We start from the raw sequence: 18,122 nt of genomic DNA, 5'->3' as shown, positions 1-18,122 counted from the left end.
CATCTGAATTTATATTCATAATTTTAATATCTATATATGTGTCAAACCTATAAAAAAATGACTATTACAATTTTTTAAATATGTAATAGTCATTTTTATTATTTATTTACTTTTATAAAAGAATGTGGATACATATTGTTAGTTAACTTAAGTTTGTCTAAAGTAAACTTATTTTTCAAACTACCATCTAAAGAATATGAAGTTAAACAATATTTATCACTCTCTTTTTCATAATACAAAAAATACATCTCAGCTTTATCATAATCATAGTAACTTATTATATTTGAATCAGACTCAAATGTGTAATCCTTTATAGTAAATTCTTCAATAAATTCATTAGTCTTTATATTAAAACTATATATATTCCCACTAAGCATAGGATAATATATCTTACCATCTTTATAAAATATAGAATTTGCTGAAATCGGATAATATTTATCATTTTCACTTTCTGAGTCAAATTTAACTATGTCTATTATATTCTCTAGCTCTAAAGTTTCAGAAGAAATCTTCAGAACACTTATACCATAATGTTCCTTAACAACAAAAGAATATATATACCCATCTACTATAATCATTTTGTTATTACTATCAAGTATTGTATCAAATTTTATATCATTTTTCTTAATACTAATATTATCTTGACTGTCCACCGATATTTTCTGAACTTGTTTTAAATATTTATTTTTCATATCTGATGTTAATAAGTAAATATTATTTTCATCATCACCATACCCATTAATGAAGCCTTCTAACTGGTGCATAGTCTGATTTTCTTCATTTCCGATTATTATATTTGAAGAATAATGATCTTCTTTAAGAGACTCATTCAATAAAAAGTAAAAAAGATCTTTATTGTCTATCATATCTGACATATCATATCCAACTGTATTTTTATCCTTTATTAAATTCATCTCATTCTCTTTCGATTGAAAAGTAGTTAAACCTTCAGTCGTTTGATATATTATATTATCTTTGTAATTTACAATACCAGAAAAAGCATATGCTTTTTCATCTTTGACTGCAATATTTCCTAATGTATCAAATTGAACTACTTGTGCCTTATCTTTATCATATACAATATCTGTATATGATGGAGCAAAATAAGCTACCCACGATTCACCTTCAATTTTATTACTTTTGTTTTTGTTTATTGTAATGCCTGTAGATATTCCAATAATACATAGTACTGCTACTACACTAATCCATAAAGTTTTTTTATTCATACAAAATTCCCCCTACAACATAAATTCCCCTCGTTATGTTTAATTCTACAAATTTCATATGAATCCTTTACGTTTTATGGTTATTTTAAGATTTATTGTAAACTCACTTGTTAACCATTCTTATTTCATCTAGCATATCTCTATCAATTATCTTACAGAACTCTGAGATAGCTTTAACTGTTTGAACATAATCTTTTCTATGAATTATTAATCTATTAGAGTGCATGTATCTTGTTGGTATTGATAAAGTCATACTTATTACACCATCTAATGATTTGTGTATATTACCAGCATCAGTTCCACCTGCTACCATACAATCATAATTTATATCTAGTCCAACTTCTTCACATATATTTTTAAGCTTCTTTATTAATCCTTTATGTGCTACTGTTGATGCATCCATTACACTTAAAATTACACCACAACCTAATTCTAAACCATCAGTTTCCATAGGTGTATCTTTAGCCGTAGTAACATCTAACGCAAACGCTATATCAGGTTTTATGACATGAGTAGCTGTTCTTGCACCTCTAATTCCTACTTCTTCTTGAACTGTTCCAACAGAATAAATATTAGCACTATGTTCTACCCCATTAAGCTCTTTTAAAACATCAATTATAACAGCTACACCTATTCTATCGTCCCATGCTTTTCCTAGTAAATAATTAGGGTTATTCATAACTTCAAATTTAGTATCTGGTGTTATCATATTTCCTATTTTCACACCTAAATTCTCAGCTTCTTCTTTAGATGCAACTCCTATATCCAAAAATAGATCCGCTGGTTTTATTACTTTATCTTTTTCTTCCTTGGACATTCCATGAGGAGCTCTGCTTCCTATTACGCCTCTTATCTTTTTACCACAGTTAGTAGTTACAACCATACCTTGTGATGGCAATACATGTCCCCACCATCCACCAACTGGTAGTAATTTTATATACCCTCTCTTATCTATTCCTCTTACTACAAATCCCACTTCATCCATATGTCCAGCTATCATTATTTTAGGACCATCTTCTTTTCCTTTTTTTATGCCAATTATAGAACCTAAATTATCAAATATAACTTCATCTGAATACTTTCCTAAATATCTATTAACAACTCTACTGACCTCTTTTTCACAACCTGATATTCCATCAGCTTCACTTAATTCTTTAAGCATATTTAAATCAACATCTCCATATGCTTGAATATTTCCTGTCATAAAACCCACCTCCTATTTTAAGATTTCTTATCTATTTTCCATCTTAAATTTCTCTATAGCTTCTTCATTTAAATTTTTAACTATTTCTGTAATAGCACATCTTGCACTAATATAGTCATCTACATCTATTATTTCACTACTTGTTTTTGAATTCCTTGCACAAATACATCCTTTTAACGTTGGACATCCTTCTTGTAATTTATGTATCCAACCTGCATCTCCATCATCCATTGAATAGTAAAATTGATGCTTTATATTATTTTCTTCACATACATCTACTAAATGATTTAATAATGCTCTGTTTGGCATCATTGACTTATCATAGTAACTAACTAAAACCCCTTCTCCAAGTTTACCTGTAGAATCATCACTGCCATTTAAATCATCTGCACTTAAACAATCTAATACTATTGATAAATCTGGTTTTATTAAATTAGTTGCTGTAATACAACCTCTAAGCCCAACTTCATTTTGAACTGTACATCCAACGTATAAATCAAAGTCTAGTTCAACATCCTTTAAAACCTTTAATATCTCAATCCCTAATATACATCCATACCTATTATCCCATGCCTTTGAAGCTATTCTCTTTTCTCCATTTAAAATTTCAAATTCTCCGTTGACTACGATTGAATCCCCAAGTTCTATTCCTAGATTTTCTACTTCCTCTTTACTTGAAACTCCGATATCAACGTACATATTATTTACATTAACCACTTTCCCTTTATCACTATCTTTGATTAGTAACTTTGGCTTTGATACTATTACTCCACCTACTTCTTCACCTTTATAACTTACTACTTTAACTCTACTTGCAATTAAGCTTTGTTCCCAAATAGGACCAACTTGCAATATTTTAATTAAACCATTTGCTTCTATATCATGAACAATAAATCCAACCTCATCCATATGCGCTGAAATCATTACTTTCTTAGCATCTTTCTTATTCGATTTTTTCACTGCAAATAATGATCCTAAGTTATCAAATATAATTTCATCAGTATATTTTTTATAATGAGTTTGTAATGCTTTTGATATATGTTTCTCATTACCTGAAACTCCAACTACTTGTGTTAATTCTCTCATTAATTCAACTGTATAATCACTTAACTTCATATTAATAATCCACCCTTCATAATGTTACTATGTAAATTTTATAAAAAAGGCAGTCTAAGAAAACTCTTAGACCACCATTTAATTTAATTTTAATAACATACTTCTTTTATATATTCATCTACATTTTCTTTATCAACTTTTTTTCTAGCTAACACACATATATTATTTAGTGCTTCACTTAAACCTATACCACCCTTTTTAGGCATCTTTACTATATTTACTATATCTTTATAAGCAATTATAGTATCTTCATTTTCTTTGGACATTGCAGTTATAACTGGTATATCCGTATTATTCTGTATAGCTTCTGAAATAGCAGCACACATTGTACCATAGCCTAAATAATTGTATGCTGGTCCGCATATAACAACATCAGGATTAATTTTTTTAACCATTGCTACCATTTTTGTTTTAACTAGTTCATCATTCTTGTTAAAAAATCCATCCCCACAATAAAGACATGCTATAATCTTTCCATCAACTTGCTTAAAGTCCTTTTCAAGCATACTAGCAGACCCAATTGCCATCATTTTTCCACCTAAAGGTAGGTCTGGCTTTTCTTTTCCACCAAGCCCTGCTTGAACTTGATCAAATATCATTAAAACTTTCATAAAACATTCCTCCTATAGATCGTCAAATGATAGGTCATCAAATGATATATCATCATCTGCATCTTTATTAGAAGCTGCTTCTGCTTCCTCTTTTAAGTATTGTTTATCTAACATTTTTATGAATGGATAGTATATTAAACATCCAAGTACAAGTAATCCTATTTGCCATGCTGATGCCATAAGACTTCCTGTTGATAAATATCCTGAGAAACCTATTGGTGTTGTCCATGGAAGCGATACTCCCGTAGTATATGGTATAATTCCAAATTTAGTCGCAAATGTTGACAATACCAAGTTGATAACTGGAACTCCAACAAATGGTACTATTAAAACTGGATTTAAAACTATTGGTAAACCAAATATTATTGGCTCATTAATTCCAAATATGCCTGGTATTAATGATAATTTCCCTAATTGCTTAATTCTTTGTGATCTACAGAATAAAACCATTATTATAACTAGTGAAAGAGTACTTCCACCTCCACCAAATCCTGTGAAGAAATTTGAAAATGGATCTGTAAATATGTTTGGTAATGGTAATCCCGCTTGGAAAGCCTCTAAATTTTCTATTGTTAATATTTTTGTAATCGGAGCAAATACTGAGTTTGCAACTGCTGGTCCATTAATACCAAAGAACCAGAATACAGTACATGCAAGACTATAAATTATTTGTGCAAATAAAGTGTTTCCTACCCCTTGTAATGGTGTTTGTAATACTTTATAAATAAAGTTATGTGCAGTTTCAAATGGAGTAAATTCGAATCCTATTCTTGCTAAGAAGAATATTGTAATTACAATTGCACTTGGTATTAAAGCAGCAAATGAATCTGCAACTGCTGGTGGAACACCATCTGGCATTTTAATTGTCCAACCCTTGTTATATACCCAAGTAAATATTCTAACTGATACTAATGCAATTATAAGTGCTAAAAATATACCGTTTGATCCAACATATTCAAATGAAATCCCACTAAGAGTTTCTGGCCCTTTAACTCCTTCAAATGGTATTCTTGTTGGCATTAAAATAAAGAATGATACTAATGCAACACCTGCACCTTGAATGGCATCACCTTTTAATTCTCTAGCATATGCATAACCTGTTCCAACACAACTTAACAACCCAATTACATTAAATGTTGCCCTTGAAACATTAGTAAACCATGTAGTCCAGTTTGGACCTAAAATGCCTGACCAAAATTCTTCCCAACCTGGTATTGGAAAGTTTGCAATTAATAAGAATATTGATCCTACAATAAGTAATGGCGTAGTTATTAAGAAACCATCACGAATAGCTACTAACACTTTATTTCTTCCTAGCTTATCAGCTATAGGCATTAGAATTTTTTCTAATTTTGAAAACATTTTTCCCACCCCTTTTATATTTGTCTATTTTTTATTATTCTTTATAAGCATAATTGCTTTCTTTAAAACTTTTTCACCATTCATCATTCCATAATCTGCTGAATCTATTACAGCAATCGGAAGATTTGAACCCTTAAACTTTTCAGTTGTTTCATTGTATAAATACTTAACTTGTGGTCCTAAAAGAATACAATCTGGATTTTCTCTAGCAACTACCTCTTCAATAGTTCCATGTGGAAATGCTTTTACTTCTATAGGCAACTTATGTTCATCTGCCACCTTCTGCATTTTGCTTGCTAAAAGACTAGTTGACATTCCTTGACTACAGAATAAATAAATTTTTTTCATAACTCTCATCCTTTCATTAATAAGTGCATTTTTTATATTTTAAGCTTTGATAATTTTACTTATAAAACTTTGAAATCAATTTCATAATTATATAAAAATTTTTAAGCAGCCTTTAATTCAACTACTTTAGTCTCAGATATAAAATCATGTAACATTCTTTTTTCTTTGCTAAATATAACTAAAACTATAGATACTACTGTCATAGCTAAAGCTATTAGTGATAAAACTTTATATACATTAATATTTGTAACTAGTGTAATCATCTGCCTCAAATATTCACTACTACATATAATTCCACCTTCAACAATCATCACTCCAATTATTTCTCTTTTAAACAATTGATTAATATTAATTTTTTCATTGTCTAAACTTGTTATTTTAATTCCTAATAGCCTTTTCCCAACAGTTTGTCCACTTTTCCAGTATAGAGGTAATAACACATAATAACTTGATGCCGCTATAATTGCTAGCACTCCAGCTATGAGACCTAAATTTGTTGACATTGCTGCTAAAGATGTCGCTATATTAGCATCTCCAGTTGACATACTATAAATAAAAAGAACAGGAATACCCGCTAATACTGATGCTAGATACCAATCTATAGCTACAGCTACAGCTCTTCTTATAAATAATGATTTATTTATATTAAAGCCCTTACTAAAACCTTTTTTACTACGCTCTTTCTTCTTCACACCACTCATCCCCTTGTTATCTTCTTACTTATAATATTTAGCAATTATTATGCCAACCACAGATAACTTTACATATCTTACTAAATTTCTATATCCACTAGTTTTTTTCAATTAATAACTTATTTTGTGTTGAATATACTTATAATTTAATACACAAATTTCTCTATAAACCACATTTTTTTCACACTACTATGTATAAAACTATTAATAACCACATTAATTCTTCATCTTAGATACATTCAAATGTGAAATTTTATATAATTAAATAAATAAAAAAAATAAGTAATACTAAATTGTATAGTATTACTTATTTCGCTTTTAAAATCTATCCTCTTATTTTAACCATCTTATTAATATTAAGCATATTCTTAATTCCCTCTTCACTCATTCCAAGTTCCTCTTTAATAACATCCTTAATATTTCTATTACTCTTTAACGCCTTCTTTGCTATATAAGCTGCCTTCTCATATCCAAGAGTCGGTGCAAAAGCTGTAACAATTCCTATACTCTTTTCGACAAGTTCCTTGCACCTCTCCTCATTAACTTCAATCCCATTAATACAATTCTCCGTTGCAGTATGGACACCATTAGTTAAAATTCTGATAGATTGGAATACATTTAATAAAATAACTGGATAAAATGCATTAAGTTCTAACTGCCCTGATGATGCTGCTAAAGTTACAGTCATATCATTTCCCATGATTTGAAATGATATTTGTTTAAGTAATTCAGGCATTACAGGATTAACCTTTCCTGGCATAATTGAAGATCCATTCTGTTTAGCTGGAAGATTAATCTCTGAAAAACCCGTTCTTGGTCCTGAAGACATAAGAATTAAATCCCCAGCTATCTTACTTATATTAACTGCACATATTTTCAAGTCAGAAGAAAGTGCTGCAACTAGGTCAGCATTTTGAGTTGAATCAATTAAATCCTCTGATTGAACTACCGGAATTCCACTTAGTTTTCTTAAAGTTTTAACTACATTCTTTATATAAGATTCATTAGCATTAATCCCAGTTCCTACAGCAGTACCCCCAAGGTTAACAACTAACAGTTCTCCCCTTCTTCTTTTTAATCTATTAATATCTCTTCTTATAGCTCTACCGTAAGCTATAAATTCTGATCCTAAACTTATTGGAACTGCATCTTGCATTTCAGTTCTTCCCATTTTAATAACATTCTCAAACTCTTTCCCCTTATTTAAGAAAGCTGTTTCAAATTTTTTAAGCTCATCTAAACAAATATTTAAAAGCTCATAACAATTAATTAACCCAGCTGTTGGAATAACATCATTCGTTGATTGTCCCATATTAACATGATCATTTGGGTGAACTGGATATTGTATCCCTTTATCATATCCTAATGATTCGTTTGCTATGTTTGCTATAACTTCATTCATATTCATATTAATTGATGTTCCTGCACCACCTTGTAGTGGATCTAATATAAATTGATCTATATAATTACCTTCTATTATTTCATCACAAGCTTTAACTATTGCACTTTTCAAAATCCCATCTAACTCATTAACTTCATAATTAGTAATTGCACATGCCTTCTTAACAAGTGCTAAACTTCTTACAAATGATTCTTCTAAATTAAGTCCACTTATTCTAAAATTTTCGTATCCCCTTAAACTTTGAACTCCGTAATACACATCTTTTGGCACCTTTTTGCTTCCAATAGAATCTTTTTCTATTCTAAATTCCATATTTAAAACCTCCAATATAATTGATGATGTTTTTCCTTATCTATAATTTTATTAAAAGCAACTATTATGCCATTTATGTGTGACTGTGATTTTTAAAGGCTAACCATTCCTAACTTGATTTTTGTATACAGAAAAGTGTTATTTCCATAATTTTCTTCACACATTCAACTTAAATATACTCACACATTACTGTTTTAATATAAATTACTACTACTAAAGTGTTGTTTTTAGGTTAGTTTTAAACACTATGTTTTTTCATATTAAATTACTTTTTTAAAATTATTATTACGAAATTTTAAGTCCTTAGTTTCTTTTATACTTAATTGTTGATTTTTAATTGTATAAAAAATAGCCTGTCTAATCATAAAAAATAAACAGGCTATTTTAATATTTTATATATCAACAATCTAGTATAAAAGAACAATATATGATTTTTTAAACACACTTATACTAAAACAAAATATTAAATCAACAATCTAATACAAAAGAACAATATACATAAAAAAACTACTAACCACCAAAAGACAAGCACACGCAAAAAGGCATGTCCCACACCCGGAACATGCCTTTAAATTTAAGCTCTATTTTTGTGGCATTGCAGCCTTTATTTCGATTCCTGAAAGTCCAACTATATCAATAATCTTTTGTGATCTTTCCTTAGTTGAACCTGTTATAATTTCGAACTTAACATTTTCAGCTTCTAAGAAACTTAAGATTGCCCTATCAATTGATGCTGCCATCTCTTCATCTTGCCATCTAACTCCATCTTTTGCATAACCAAATTCTCTTGGTACAAAGAATATATGATCATACTTTGGAAGGTCTCTAAGTGCTAATATATATAAATCTTTTAAAATTTCAATTTCTTTTTTAGTTCTCTTTTTATCACCTAACATAAATCTTCCGTATATGTAAGGTACAAATGTTGCATAATCTGTTAAGGCATAGTCAAATTCATTTAAACTTTCTTCTAATTGAACTTGTCCTAAATATATACCGTATTGCTCGGCAATTGTTTCAATCATGCCTTTATCTCTTAAGTAGTCAGTGCTATATTCAGTTGCAACTCCAACATTTAAGTCTCTAATTTTCATATCAACATATAACTGTTGTATTAATGTAGTCTTTCCGCATCTTGGACCACCTAGGATTGCTATTCTCTTTGGCATATAATCTCTCCTTCAAACTAATACTTTCTTTTTAGTCTTTTACATTATTTCAAAAATTAAGTAATGTAAAAAACATTATAATTATATCAGTTTAAATTATACATTTCAATTAAATTCGACATCATTCGCCCATACTTCTAATTAGTAACCTTATCTTTTTTCTTAACAACGATTATAGCAATTATTAGAGATATCAATGTAAGTGCTGCTGATACCCCAAATGCCACGTTCATCCCATGTATAGTTGCAAGTTGTGGATCTTTTATACCTGAATTTGCAGAAGCTTTACTCATTACTGTAATAAGTATTGCAGTTCCAATTGAACCTGCAACTTGTCTCATAGTATTGTTAACAGCTGTTCCATGTGCTAAATCTTCTGTCTTTAATGTATTTAATCCCGCTGTAGTAAGTGGCATCATAAACATAGACATACCAAGAAGACGTACTGCATAAGCTGCAGTTATATATTCGATCTTTGTATTAAGTCCAAGTTCCATAAGACCAAATGTTCCAACTGTTAATAAAGTTAATCCAGCAATTGATAATCCTCTAGCACCAATCTTATCAAATAGTTTTCCTGTAATTGGATTCATTATACCCATTATTATAGCACCTGGCATTAGCATTAGACCTGAATCTAAAGCTGAATATCCTCTTGCCATTTGAATATACATTGGAAGTATAAGTTCTGCTGAAACAAGTCCTGTAAATACTATCATTATAATTACTGTTGAAAATGTAAAAGTACGGCTTTTAAATACTCTTAAATTAAGCATTGGATCCTTCTTTGAAAGTTGTCTCTTTACAAAGATTACAAGAGTTATTATACCGACTATTAATGGTATTAAAACATTTGGTTTATCAAAACCATCATTACCTGCATTACTAAATCCTAATAAAAGTCCACCAAATCCTACTGTTGATGTTATAACTGATATTAAATCTAGTTTAACATTTTTAGTTTCAGTTACATTTTTAAGAGCAAAATATCCAAATATTAAATCAATAATACATATTGGAACTACTATATAAAACAAGTCTCTCCAAGGATATGAATCAACCATAAGTCCTGCAAGTGTTGGACCTATTGCTGGTGCAAAGGCAATTATTATTCCAATAACACCCATTGCAAATCCTCTTTTTTCCTTTGGAAAAATAACTAAAAATACTGTTTGCATTAAAGGAAGTATAATACCTGCTCCTGCAGCTTGTATTATTCTTGCTATAAGTAACATTCCAAAACTATTTGAAAGTGCACCTATTATAGTTCCTAAAGTAAACAGTCCCATTGAATAAAAAAACAATCTTCTAGTTGTAAATTTATCAATTAAAAATGCTGTACATGGTATAACTATTCCATTAACAAGCATAAATGCTGTAGTTAACCATTGTCCTGTTACAGGGTCAATATTTAAGTCTTTCATAATTGTAGGTAGTGCTGTAGTTAGAAGTGTACCATTTAAGTATGCAACGAATGCTCCTATTACAAATACTGCTGCTATAACTATAGAATTAAAACTCTTTTGTCCGCTTTTCTTTTGTTCATCCATATTTAATTTTCTCCTTTTGACTTTAATCCGTTCCATATATTTTTTAAGTAATAAGCATGACCTTTAAGTTCTACGTTCTCTTCTATATATCCTATTAAGGCTTCAATAATAACACTGCTTCTATTCTCTTTTGCTTCTTCCATTTCTAATAAATCTATCGCTTCTAAAATACCTTTTCTATTAATAATAGTTTTGGATGTTTTAGCTAAAGCTCTTATTTTACTTATTCTATCTTTCCATTCTTTCTTTAAGTAACTTTCCTCATTAATAAGCTCAATATTCCCATTAACTCGTCTTATTAAATCAATAGATAAAAAGGAATCATACCTCTTATGTACTTCTATCATTTCCTTAGTAATATCCACAATGAATCTTGATAGTTGTCTATAATCTATTATTCCTAGTCTCTTAATTACGAAAGCATTTATGAACTCTAAAATTACCCCTTTTAAGCAAATAGTCATGTCCCAAGATATTAAATCTATATCATCTCCAAAGGCATCAATTAATATGTATCTAAAGTCTTTAACCATACCTCTTTTATTATCTAATAATATATTTTTCTTTGTTTCCTCATCTAACATCCATTCATTTTTAAATAATATAACTGAAGTTTCCCTTCTTGTTACGAAGTTATTAAATATCTCATATATCTTTTCTTCATATCTTTCAATAGGTGTTAAATCCTTATTTAAATCAATTTTTTCAAAAACATTTTTCATATTAGTGTGAAATGATTCTACTATTTCAATTAATATTTCCTCTTTAGAATTAAAGCATTTATAAATTGTTGCCTTTGATACATTACATTCTTTTGCAATATCTTGAACTGATGCTTTAATATAACCTTTTTCCGAAAATAATTTTCTTGCAGTGTTAATTATTTCTTTTCTTCTTTCGCTTATTACATCCATAATAATCCCCCTATAAATTTAAAAAACTACTTAGTTTTCAATAAAACTATACAGTTTACAATGAGTAATTATATTATTCTAACTAATTAATGTCAACGCTGGTAGTATACAATTCATACTAAGTTAATATTTATTTTTATTATGGGGAAACTATTTTAAGAGGAGGCGGATATTTATGAGTAAGAAAAAATCAACGAAAAACAATGAAAAATTTACAGATGTTCAATCACCACTTAAAAGTTATTTGCCTGAAAACAGAACACAATATAGTCCTCATGACTTAAAGAGTGTTGCACCAAACGGTGATGTCACTCCACTCCCAAATCCAGCTGTAGATGATATTGTATCTAACAATATAGCTACATTTGAATTTGATTATACTGAAAATATGGCAAATGCAATGGAAGAGTATGAATCATTAGAGTACAGAAAAAAGAAATAATTCACCTTCAAAAAACTAGTCTTTTTAACTAAAAAAAGTGGCTTTTAAGTAAGCCACTTTTTCTAATTAAACCTTTGTTTCTATTTTCTATATTCAATTTTTATATAATGTGTTTCATATTTAATTTAAATTTACTATTATCTTGTTTCTAAGAACTTAACTAAATTATTTACAGTTGCCATATCGCTTCTTTCAAGGTCTGTAGGTTGTAGCTTTATTCCAAGTTTTTCTTCAATTTGTAATAATACTTCGATTATTGCAAGTGAATCTAAAAGACCAGCTTCAAATAAATCTAATTCAAAATCCTCTCTTATTTCATCGCAACCTGTTACTTCTTCAAAAATCTCTACTACTTGATCTTGCATATTAATTATCTCCTTTTCATCTTAATTTTTCATTTAAGTTTATATTATTTAAAAATGTGTGCATAATAACCTGAGAATAGTAATAGTCCGAAACATGCAAGGTGGAATGTTATAACCACTTGTACAACAACAAACCATTTCTCTTTTTTATGCGCTTTATAGAATTTAGATTTCTTCTGATATATATCAGTTAAAACTAAAACAACACCTTGATATATACCATACACTATATAGTACCATGTTAAACCATGCCAAAATCCCATTGTTATCATAGTTATCATCTGTGCTACATGGGCTGCTGTAGTTCTCTTTTTAAATCTTTTCTTTCTCATAGAACTTAATACGAATCTTGAGAATATATAATCACCAAACCATCTTGAAAGACTAATGTGCCATCTTGTCCAAAATTCTTTCATATCTTTACTTATAAATGGTTTATTGAAATTATCTGGTGCCTTTATCCCAAATATGTAACTTGTACCTATTGCAAATAAACTGTATCCACCAAAGTCAAAGAATAAGTATAAACTATATGCATACATATAATTAATACTACTTAAAACCGTTATATGATCTCCTGTTGGAATTTTACTCATCCAACATGTATTAATTAAAAATGCTATTACAAATTTGTATCCAATACCTAAGAAAATCTTCTTTATTCCAGGTATTAAATAATCATTTATATACTCTTCTCTTTTAATACTTTTTTCTAAATCTGCTTCAAATCTTCTTGATCTATCAATAGGACCTGAACTTATTGTTGGGAAGAATAATATGAAATATAAAAGCGTTGAAAGTTTTACTTCCTTTATTGCTCCATCATATATTTCAATAATTATTTGTATTGCCCTAAAGTTTAAATATGATATACCAATAAATCCTATAGCTCCAAGTTTTGTATGTGGAGATAATTTATTAACTATTAATGGTAGCATTGACCCAATTAAAAATAATCTATATATAAGTTTACTATCATTTTTTCTACGAATTAATAAATAAGAATATATTAATATAATTTCCCATATTATAAATCCTGCAAGCAGTCCTAAATGTATATTTAATCCAAAGAGTAAATATATCATAAATACTGTTGCTATCATTCCATATACTTTTATTTTTTTCTCTCTTAACCCAAGTATTATAGCTGGTATAGCTGTTAATCCTAATATATAAAGGTAGAAATAATCCCCATACTGTGATAATGTCATTACTTCATGTCCTCCATAAGTTTCTTCCTATCGATTTTTCCATTTGTATTAGTTGGGAATTCATCGATTATTTTAATACTTCTTGGAACCATGTAGCCTGGAACAAATTTTTCTAATCCTTTTTTAATAGCCATTCCGTTTTTTAAGTTACTTAAATTATTCTTCTCTTTTAATTGTACAATTCCTTGAAGATATGCTATTTTTTCATCCTTATATACAGGAAGAACTACAACATTTTTTACATTATCTACTTTTCTTAAATTGTTTTCTATATCTTCAATTTCAATTCTAAATCCATTAAGCTTTATTTGGAAATCACGTCTTCCACAGTAGTATATTTTATCTTCTAAAAGATAAGCCATGTCTCCTGTTTTATAAGCTCTCTTCTTCTCTCCATCTTGTTCTTCAAAATAAAATACTTCATTAGTCTTTTCTTCATTTCTAAAATATCCTTTAGATACAGAATCTCCGATTATAACTATTTCACCTTTTTCTCCATTTTCTACTTCTTTTCCATCTTCATCTATAATTTTAATTTTAGTTGTTTCCATAACAACACCAACTGGAAGGCTCTTCTCATCTTCAAGCATTTCGCTTGTAATATCATTTGCACTTATTCCAACAGTTGCTTCTGTAGGTCCATATCCATTCACTATCCTTGTAGCTTTGAATCTTTCCATAAGCTCTTTTGAAAGAGTTTTTGGTAAAACTTCTCCTATGAATATCATTGATTCAAGGTTAGGTAACATTGTATCATCAAAATCTTTTTCAGTTACACATACTCCTGCAAATGATGGTGTTGATACCCATATATTCATATTTGAAGTAGCTAATTGACTAAATAATTCTTTATAATCAGCTAAAGTCTTCTTAGATAATGAGAATAATGTACAACCATTAGTAAGTCCTGGATATATTGTAGTTACTGAAAGGTCAAATGAATAAGCAGCTTGATTCATTATTACTTTTTCGCTTCCATCAATATTTAAGTATTCACTTATCCACTCTTCAAAGTTATCTATATTATTACTACTTATTTGTACTCCCTTAGGTTTACCTGTACTTCCTGAAGTAAATAAAATATATGCATTCTCATCTTCTTTAACATGGAATCTGCTATCTACTTCAATATCATTGTAATCATTAATAATACTTTTTAGTTCATCCTCATTTATAACTCTAACATCTCCAAAAGAAGATTTATCTAAATCACTAAAATTAAATACAACTTTAGGACTAACTTCTTCTGATACTGTTAATACTCTATCTACGGGGAAGCTAATATCAAGTGGTACATACGCTCTACCTGATTTTAAAGCTCCTATCATACATGCCATAATAAGGTTGTCCTTATTTCCGTAAATAACGATTGGAGTATTATCTCCCTCTCCGTGTATTTCTCTCAAATAAACTCCTATATTTTCTGAGTATTTATCTAAATCTTTATAACTTAATTCTTCTCCGTCACATTTTAGCGCTATTCTATCTGTTTTAGCAAATTTTTTGATACCCTCTATTATTTTCATATTAAGTTTCCTCCTACACTTAGAACTCGTTGTATATGAATGGTATTTGTTTAAATGGTGTGAATGTCATTATTAATATAGCTGCAATTATTACTATTGTCATAATGATACTACTTATTAAATACTTGTTCTTGATTATACTTTTTGTAAAGTTGCTCACTTACATCAACCCATCCTTTCGTACCTAAATGCATAACATCTCTCATATAATATGGATCTCCAGCTTTGTCTCCAGTATTGATTACATCAAACCCCTTTTCTTTAGCTAGCCCTTCAATTTTATTATACAGTTGTGTACGCTGCTCCTGTGAAACTCCTGTGTAATCATAATATTTAGGTAAACCTGGCACTATCACTACAGTCGGTTCAATACCTAAATCTTTACATATATTTAGGAAGTAATCATAATCATTTAACTCTTTGCATTTTAATAAATCAACACCAGCATACTTATTCTTCAATTCTTTAAGCTTTGGAGCTAATGTTTCATCATAGTAATCTTGATAAACACCATATGGATTATCTCCTACTTTTTTCTTTGCATCTTCTTCTGCGATTTTATATTCTTTTTTCCAATTTATTGGCTTTCCTAATTTTTCTTCTTTATGACTCTTATTTTTAAGTGTTCTTAACTTCTTATATAATAGTCCTTTTTCTTTTAATTTAACTTCAGCTTCTCTAAACTTATAATATGGATATAATGCTACCTTTTTAACTGTAGCCATAAATGTATCCTCAGCATATAATTTAGCGTACAATCTTTCAGGCTTGTACTCATCACTTGTTTTTAAAAGATTTGTTATTCTCTCAGTTAATTTATCTTTGTTTTCTTGTGAAATTTCTGGATTATTCAAGAATGTATAAAATTGAACTGGTGAAAATCTAGTTTTAAATTGATTTGGACCAATTCCATCTGGATATACAAACCATGATAATGCGACAAGTAAAACTATCTTCTTATCTTTTATATTAGTATTTGTGCTACCTAATATCATCGAATCTTGAAGTTCTTGCGTAAATGTTCTTCCCACAGTAAATACTTTATTTTCACTTCTATTTGTATTAAAGTAATGTGGCGCATTTTGTTTTGTTACATGAATTAAATCCGATGCACCAATCATCATAATATCTTTATTTTCTAAAAAATGATTATTAAGTATTGTTCCATAATCTTTTTCATCAGAAGCATACTGTCCCATTGTAGGAACTAAATTTTTCTGACTTAATAAAATGTTTATTTTATAATCTAAAAATGCATTTAGTCCAAGTGCAAAAATGCCCCCTATTATGACTGGTATTATTAAATATATCAGTTTTTTCATACCTTACTCCCCTCTAATAATTAAAATAATAATATTCCCTATATATAAATATAGTTTTTGCCCGTTTCTATGTCAATAAATATTTACATTATTACATAATTGTAATATTTTTTACATAATTGTAATATTTTTTTACATTTTTTATTATATTTTAATCAATTTTTATTATTTAACATACTAATTGCATTAATTTTATTTATGGTGACTATCTTCTTTTTCTCTTTAATCACCTCTGTTTTTTAACTTTCCAATTTATTATTGTACTCCTCTCAAAAATAAAATTCCTTAGAAATTTTATTACTATTTACTTCCTTATTCAATTACATTAATTTAACCATTTTGAATACTTCGTGAATAAAACCTTAAGAATATATAAAGTTCTTAATTCAAAAGCACCCCACGCCTTATTTTAAGCCATATTTTCTTAATAAATTGCTTTTAATATTTAATAAAATATTTTTATTTTTCCTAGGTTTTTTACAATAATTGTTATAGAATAATATTGTATATATGTTAAATTTTATTTTAAAGGAGGGTTTTATGTATAAATTACTTGCTTTAGACCTAGATGGTACGTTACTAAGAGATGATTCTACTATCTCTACAAGGACTAAAAAATATCTACAACTCGCACGAGATAAAGGGGTTAAAATAGTACTTTCAACTGGTAGACCACTTCAAGGTGTTATGCAATATGTAGAAGAACTTTCTCTACTAGGTGATGATGATTATGTACTAGCTTATAATGGCTGTGCTGTTTATAATACAATGACGCTTAACACAATAGTTGATAACTCACTTAAAGGAATTGATGCTAAGAGAATCTTTAACCTTGCAAAAAGTAACAGTCTTTACGTTCATGCTTTTACAAAAGATTGTTGCTATGCATCTCATAATACACTTTATAGTGACTTAGAAATACTTCACAATAAAGTTGATGTTAAGTTTATTAGATTTAATAATGATATATCAGATAATGAAGATATTATTAAAATCATTTTACTTGAAGAAGAAAATAAACTTGATTATTTCTATAAAACTATTCCTGATGAATTTTTTGAAGATTACTTCATAGTTAGAAGTCTTCCTCACATGTTAGAATTCGTAAAAAGGGGTAATTGCAAGTCTTCAGGCCTTGATGCACTAATTAGTCATATTGGCATAGATAAAGCTGATATAATAGCTTGTGGTGATGCTCCAAACGATCTTGATATGATAAAGTTTGCTGGAGTTGGGGTTGCTATGGGAAATAGTCATCCGAATGTTAAAAAAGCTTCCGACTACATAACATCTTCAAATATGGATGATGGTATAGTTAAAGTTATCGAAAAATATATATTATAACCAAAA

General features: G+C 28.8%; 17 protein-coding genes. 2 read left to right on the top strand and 15 right to left on the bottom strand.

What is annotated here, in order from left to right:
• Positions 1 to 98: 98 nt before the first annotated feature.
• The 11 genes from RSF37_RS02175 to RSF37_RS02125 form a co-directional block, all read right to left on the bottom strand.
• Complete coding sequence (locus RSF37_RS02175; RefSeq protein ID WP_332562739.1) at positions 99 to 1,226, bottom strand: hypothetical protein; 1,128 nt, start codon at positions 1,224 to 1,226, stop codon at positions 99 to 101.
• A 103-nt stretch (positions 1,227 to 1,329) separates the two neighbouring features.
• On the bottom strand, positions 1,330 to 2,430 hold the full coding sequence (locus RSF37_RS02170; RefSeq protein WP_332562738.1) for a M42 family metallopeptidase: 1,101 nt from the start codon (positions 2,428 to 2,430) through the stop codon (positions 1,330 to 1,332).
• A 27-nt stretch (positions 2,431 to 2,457) separates the two neighbouring features.
• Positions 2,458 to 3,546: a M42 family metallopeptidase gene (locus tag RSF37_RS02165; RefSeq protein ID WP_332562737.1), complete on the bottom strand. Its 1,089-nt coding sequence runs from the start codon at positions 3,544 to 3,546 to the stop codon at positions 2,458 to 2,460.
• 89 nt (positions 3,547 to 3,635) lie between these two features.
• On the bottom strand, positions 3,636 to 4,157 hold the full coding sequence (locus tag RSF37_RS02160; protein ID WP_332562736.1) for a GrdB-related putative oxidoreductase: 522 nt from the start codon (positions 4,155 to 4,157) through the stop codon (positions 3,636 to 3,638).
• Between the two features lie 12 nt (positions 4,158 to 4,169).
• On the bottom strand, positions 4,170 to 5,519 hold the full coding sequence (locus tag RSF37_RS02155; RefSeq protein ID WP_332562735.1) for a PTS sugar transporter subunit IIC: 1,350 nt from the start codon (positions 5,517 to 5,519) through the stop codon (positions 4,170 to 4,172).
• 24 nt (positions 5,520 to 5,543) lie between these two features.
• Entirely contained in the window at positions 5,544 to 5,867 is a 324-nt protein-coding gene (locus RSF37_RS02150) for a PTS sugar transporter subunit IIB (protein WP_332562734.1), read from the bottom strand.
• Positions 5,868 to 5,968: 101 nt separating this feature from the next.
• The gene (locus tag RSF37_RS02145; RefSeq protein WP_332562733.1) at positions 5,969 to 6,559 is read right to left on the bottom strand and encodes an RDD family protein; all 591 of its coding nucleotides are present in this window, start codon (positions 6,557 to 6,559) and stop codon (positions 5,969 to 5,971) included.
• A 325-nt stretch (positions 6,560 to 6,884) separates the two neighbouring features.
• On the bottom strand, positions 6,885 to 8,273 hold the full coding sequence (locus tag RSF37_RS02140; protein WP_332562732.1) for an aspartate ammonia-lyase: 1,389 nt from the start codon (positions 8,271 to 8,273) through the stop codon (positions 6,885 to 6,887).
• Positions 8,274 to 8,854: 581 nt separating this feature from the next.
• Positions 8,855 to 9,442: an ATP-binding protein gene (locus RSF37_RS02135; protein ID WP_332562731.1), complete on the bottom strand. Its 588-nt coding sequence runs from the start codon at positions 9,440 to 9,442 to the stop codon at positions 8,855 to 8,857.
• Positions 9,443 to 9,579: 137 nt separating this feature from the next.
• Entirely contained in the window at positions 9,580 to 10,992 is a 1,413-nt protein-coding gene (locus tag RSF37_RS02130) for an MDR family MFS transporter (protein WP_332562730.1), read from the bottom strand.
• Between the two features lie 2 nt (positions 10,993 to 10,994).
• Complete coding sequence (locus RSF37_RS02125; RefSeq protein WP_332562729.1) at positions 10,995 to 11,906, bottom strand: TetR/AcrR family transcriptional regulator; 912 nt, start codon at positions 11,904 to 11,906, stop codon at positions 10,995 to 10,997.
• A 175-nt stretch (positions 11,907 to 12,081) separates the two neighbouring features.
• On the opposite strand from RSF37_RS02125, the gene RSF37_RS02120 reads away from it, so the two are divergent.
• Positions 12,082 to 12,348: a hypothetical protein gene (locus RSF37_RS02120; protein ID WP_332562728.1), complete on the top strand. Its 267-nt coding sequence runs from the start codon at positions 12,082 to 12,084 to the stop codon at positions 12,346 to 12,348.
• 137 nt (positions 12,349 to 12,485) lie between these two features.
• On the opposite strand, the gene dltC is transcribed toward RSF37_RS02120, so the two are convergent.
• The 4 genes from dltC to dltD all read right to left on the bottom strand — a co-directional run bounded on the left by dltC (position 12,486) and on the right by dltD (position 16,772).
• On the bottom strand, positions 12,486 to 12,713 hold the full coding sequence (dltC, locus tag RSF37_RS02115; protein WP_332562727.1) for a D-alanine--poly(phosphoribitol) ligase subunit DltC: 228 nt from the start codon (positions 12,711 to 12,713) through the stop codon (positions 12,486 to 12,488).
• Positions 12,714 to 12,757: 44 nt separating this feature from the next.
• Positions 12,758 to 13,924 carry a D-alanyl-lipoteichoic acid biosynthesis protein DltB gene (gene dltB, locus RSF37_RS02110; RefSeq protein ID WP_332562726.1) on the bottom strand — a complete coding sequence of 389 codons (1,167 nt, stop codon included), beginning with the start codon at positions 13,922 to 13,924 and terminating at the stop codon, positions 12,758 to 12,760.
• Positions 13,924 to 15,450 (bottom strand): D-alanine--poly(phosphoribitol) ligase subunit DltA, encoded by a 1,527-nt coding sequence (dltA, locus tag RSF37_RS02105; RefSeq protein WP_332562725.1) that lies wholly within the window; start codon positions 15,448 to 15,450, stop codon positions 13,924 to 13,926. The genes dltB and dltA overlap by 1 nt, the downstream gene beginning before the upstream one ends.
• Positions 15,451 to 15,560: 110 nt before the next feature.
• Positions 15,561 to 16,772, bottom strand: coding sequence for a D-alanyl-lipoteichoic acid biosynthesis protein DltD (gene dltD, locus RSF37_RS02100; protein WP_332562724.1), 1,212 nt, complete (start codon positions 16,770 to 16,772; stop codon positions 15,561 to 15,563).
• A gap of 540 nt (positions 16,773 to 17,312) precedes the next feature.
• Here dltD and RSF37_RS02095 point away from each other — a divergent pair.
• The gene (locus RSF37_RS02095) at positions 17,313 to 18,116 is read left to right on the top strand and encodes a Cof-type HAD-IIB family hydrolase (RefSeq protein WP_332562723.1); all 804 of its coding nucleotides are present in this window, start codon (positions 17,313 to 17,315) and stop codon (positions 18,114 to 18,116) included.
• The last annotated feature ends 6 nt before the right edge of the window (positions 18,117 to 18,122 follow it).

The organism is Clostridium sp., from assembly GCF_036643715.1.
Classification (GTDB): domain Bacteria; phylum Bacillota; class Clostridia; order Clostridiales; family Clostridiaceae; genus Clostridium.
The sequence above is the reverse complement of the archived record's forward strand: the minus strand, read 5'-3'. Positions and strand labels throughout refer to the sequence as shown.

What these genes read in the sequence shown, in the direction of transcription:
- RSF37_RS02175 (WP_332562739.1), bottom strand. Translation starts at nt 1,226, where the DNA reads ATGAATAAAAAAACTTTATGGATTAGTGTAGTAGCAGTACTATGTATT.
- RSF37_RS02170 (WP_332562738.1), bottom strand. Translation starts at nt 2,430, where the DNA reads ATGACAGGAAATATTCAAGCATATGGAGATGTTGATTTAAATATGCTT.
- RSF37_RS02165 (WP_332562737.1), bottom strand. Translation starts at nt 3,546, where the DNA reads ATGAAGTTAAGTGATTATACAGTTGAATTAATGAGAGAATTAACACAA.
- RSF37_RS02160 (WP_332562736.1), bottom strand. Translation starts at nt 4,157, where the DNA reads ATGAAAGTTTTAATGATATTTGATCAAGTTCAAGCAGGGCTTGGTGGA.
- RSF37_RS02155 (WP_332562735.1), bottom strand. Translation starts at nt 5,519, where the DNA reads ATGTTTTCAAAATTAGAAAAAATTCTAATGCCTATAGCTGATAAGCTA.
- RSF37_RS02150 (WP_332562734.1), bottom strand. Translation starts at nt 5,867, where the DNA reads ATGAAAAAAATTTATTTATTCTGTAGTCAAGGAATGTCAACTAGTCTT.
- RSF37_RS02140 (WP_332562732.1), bottom strand. Translation starts at nt 8,273, where the DNA reads ATGGAATTTAGAATAGAAAAAGATTCTATTGGAAGCAAAAAGGTGCCA.
- RSF37_RS02135 (WP_332562731.1), bottom strand. Translation starts at nt 9,442, where the DNA reads ATGCCAAAGAGAATAGCAATCCTAGGTGGTCCAAGATGCGGAAAGACT.
- RSF37_RS02130 (WP_332562730.1), bottom strand. Translation starts at nt 10,992, where the DNA reads ATGGATGAACAAAAGAAAAGCGGACAAAAGAGTTTTAATTCTATAGTT.
- RSF37_RS02125 (WP_332562729.1), bottom strand. Translation starts at nt 11,906, where the DNA reads ATGGATGTAATAAGCGAAAGAAGAAAAGAAATAATTAACACTGCAAGA.
- RSF37_RS02120 (WP_332562728.1), top strand. Translation starts at nt 12,082, where the DNA reads ATGAGTAAGAAAAAATCAACGAAAAACAATGAAAAATTTACAGATGTT.
- dltC (WP_332562727.1), bottom strand. Translation starts at nt 12,713, where the DNA reads ATGCAAGATCAAGTAGTAGAGATTTTTGAAGAAGTAACAGGTTGCGAT.
- dltB (WP_332562726.1), bottom strand. Translation starts at nt 13,924, where the DNA reads ATGACATTATCACAGTATGGGGATTATTTCTACCTTTATATATTAGGA.
- dltA (WP_332562725.1), bottom strand. Translation starts at nt 15,450, where the DNA reads ATGAAAATAATAGAGGGTATCAAAAAATTTGCTAAAACAGATAGAATA.
- dltD (WP_332562724.1), bottom strand. Translation starts at nt 16,772, where the DNA reads ATGAAAAAACTGATATATTTAATAATACCAGTCATAATAGGGGGCATT.
- RSF37_RS02095 (WP_332562723.1), top strand. Translation starts at nt 17,313, where the DNA reads ATGTATAAATTACTTGCTTTAGACCTAGATGGTACGTTACTAAGAGAT.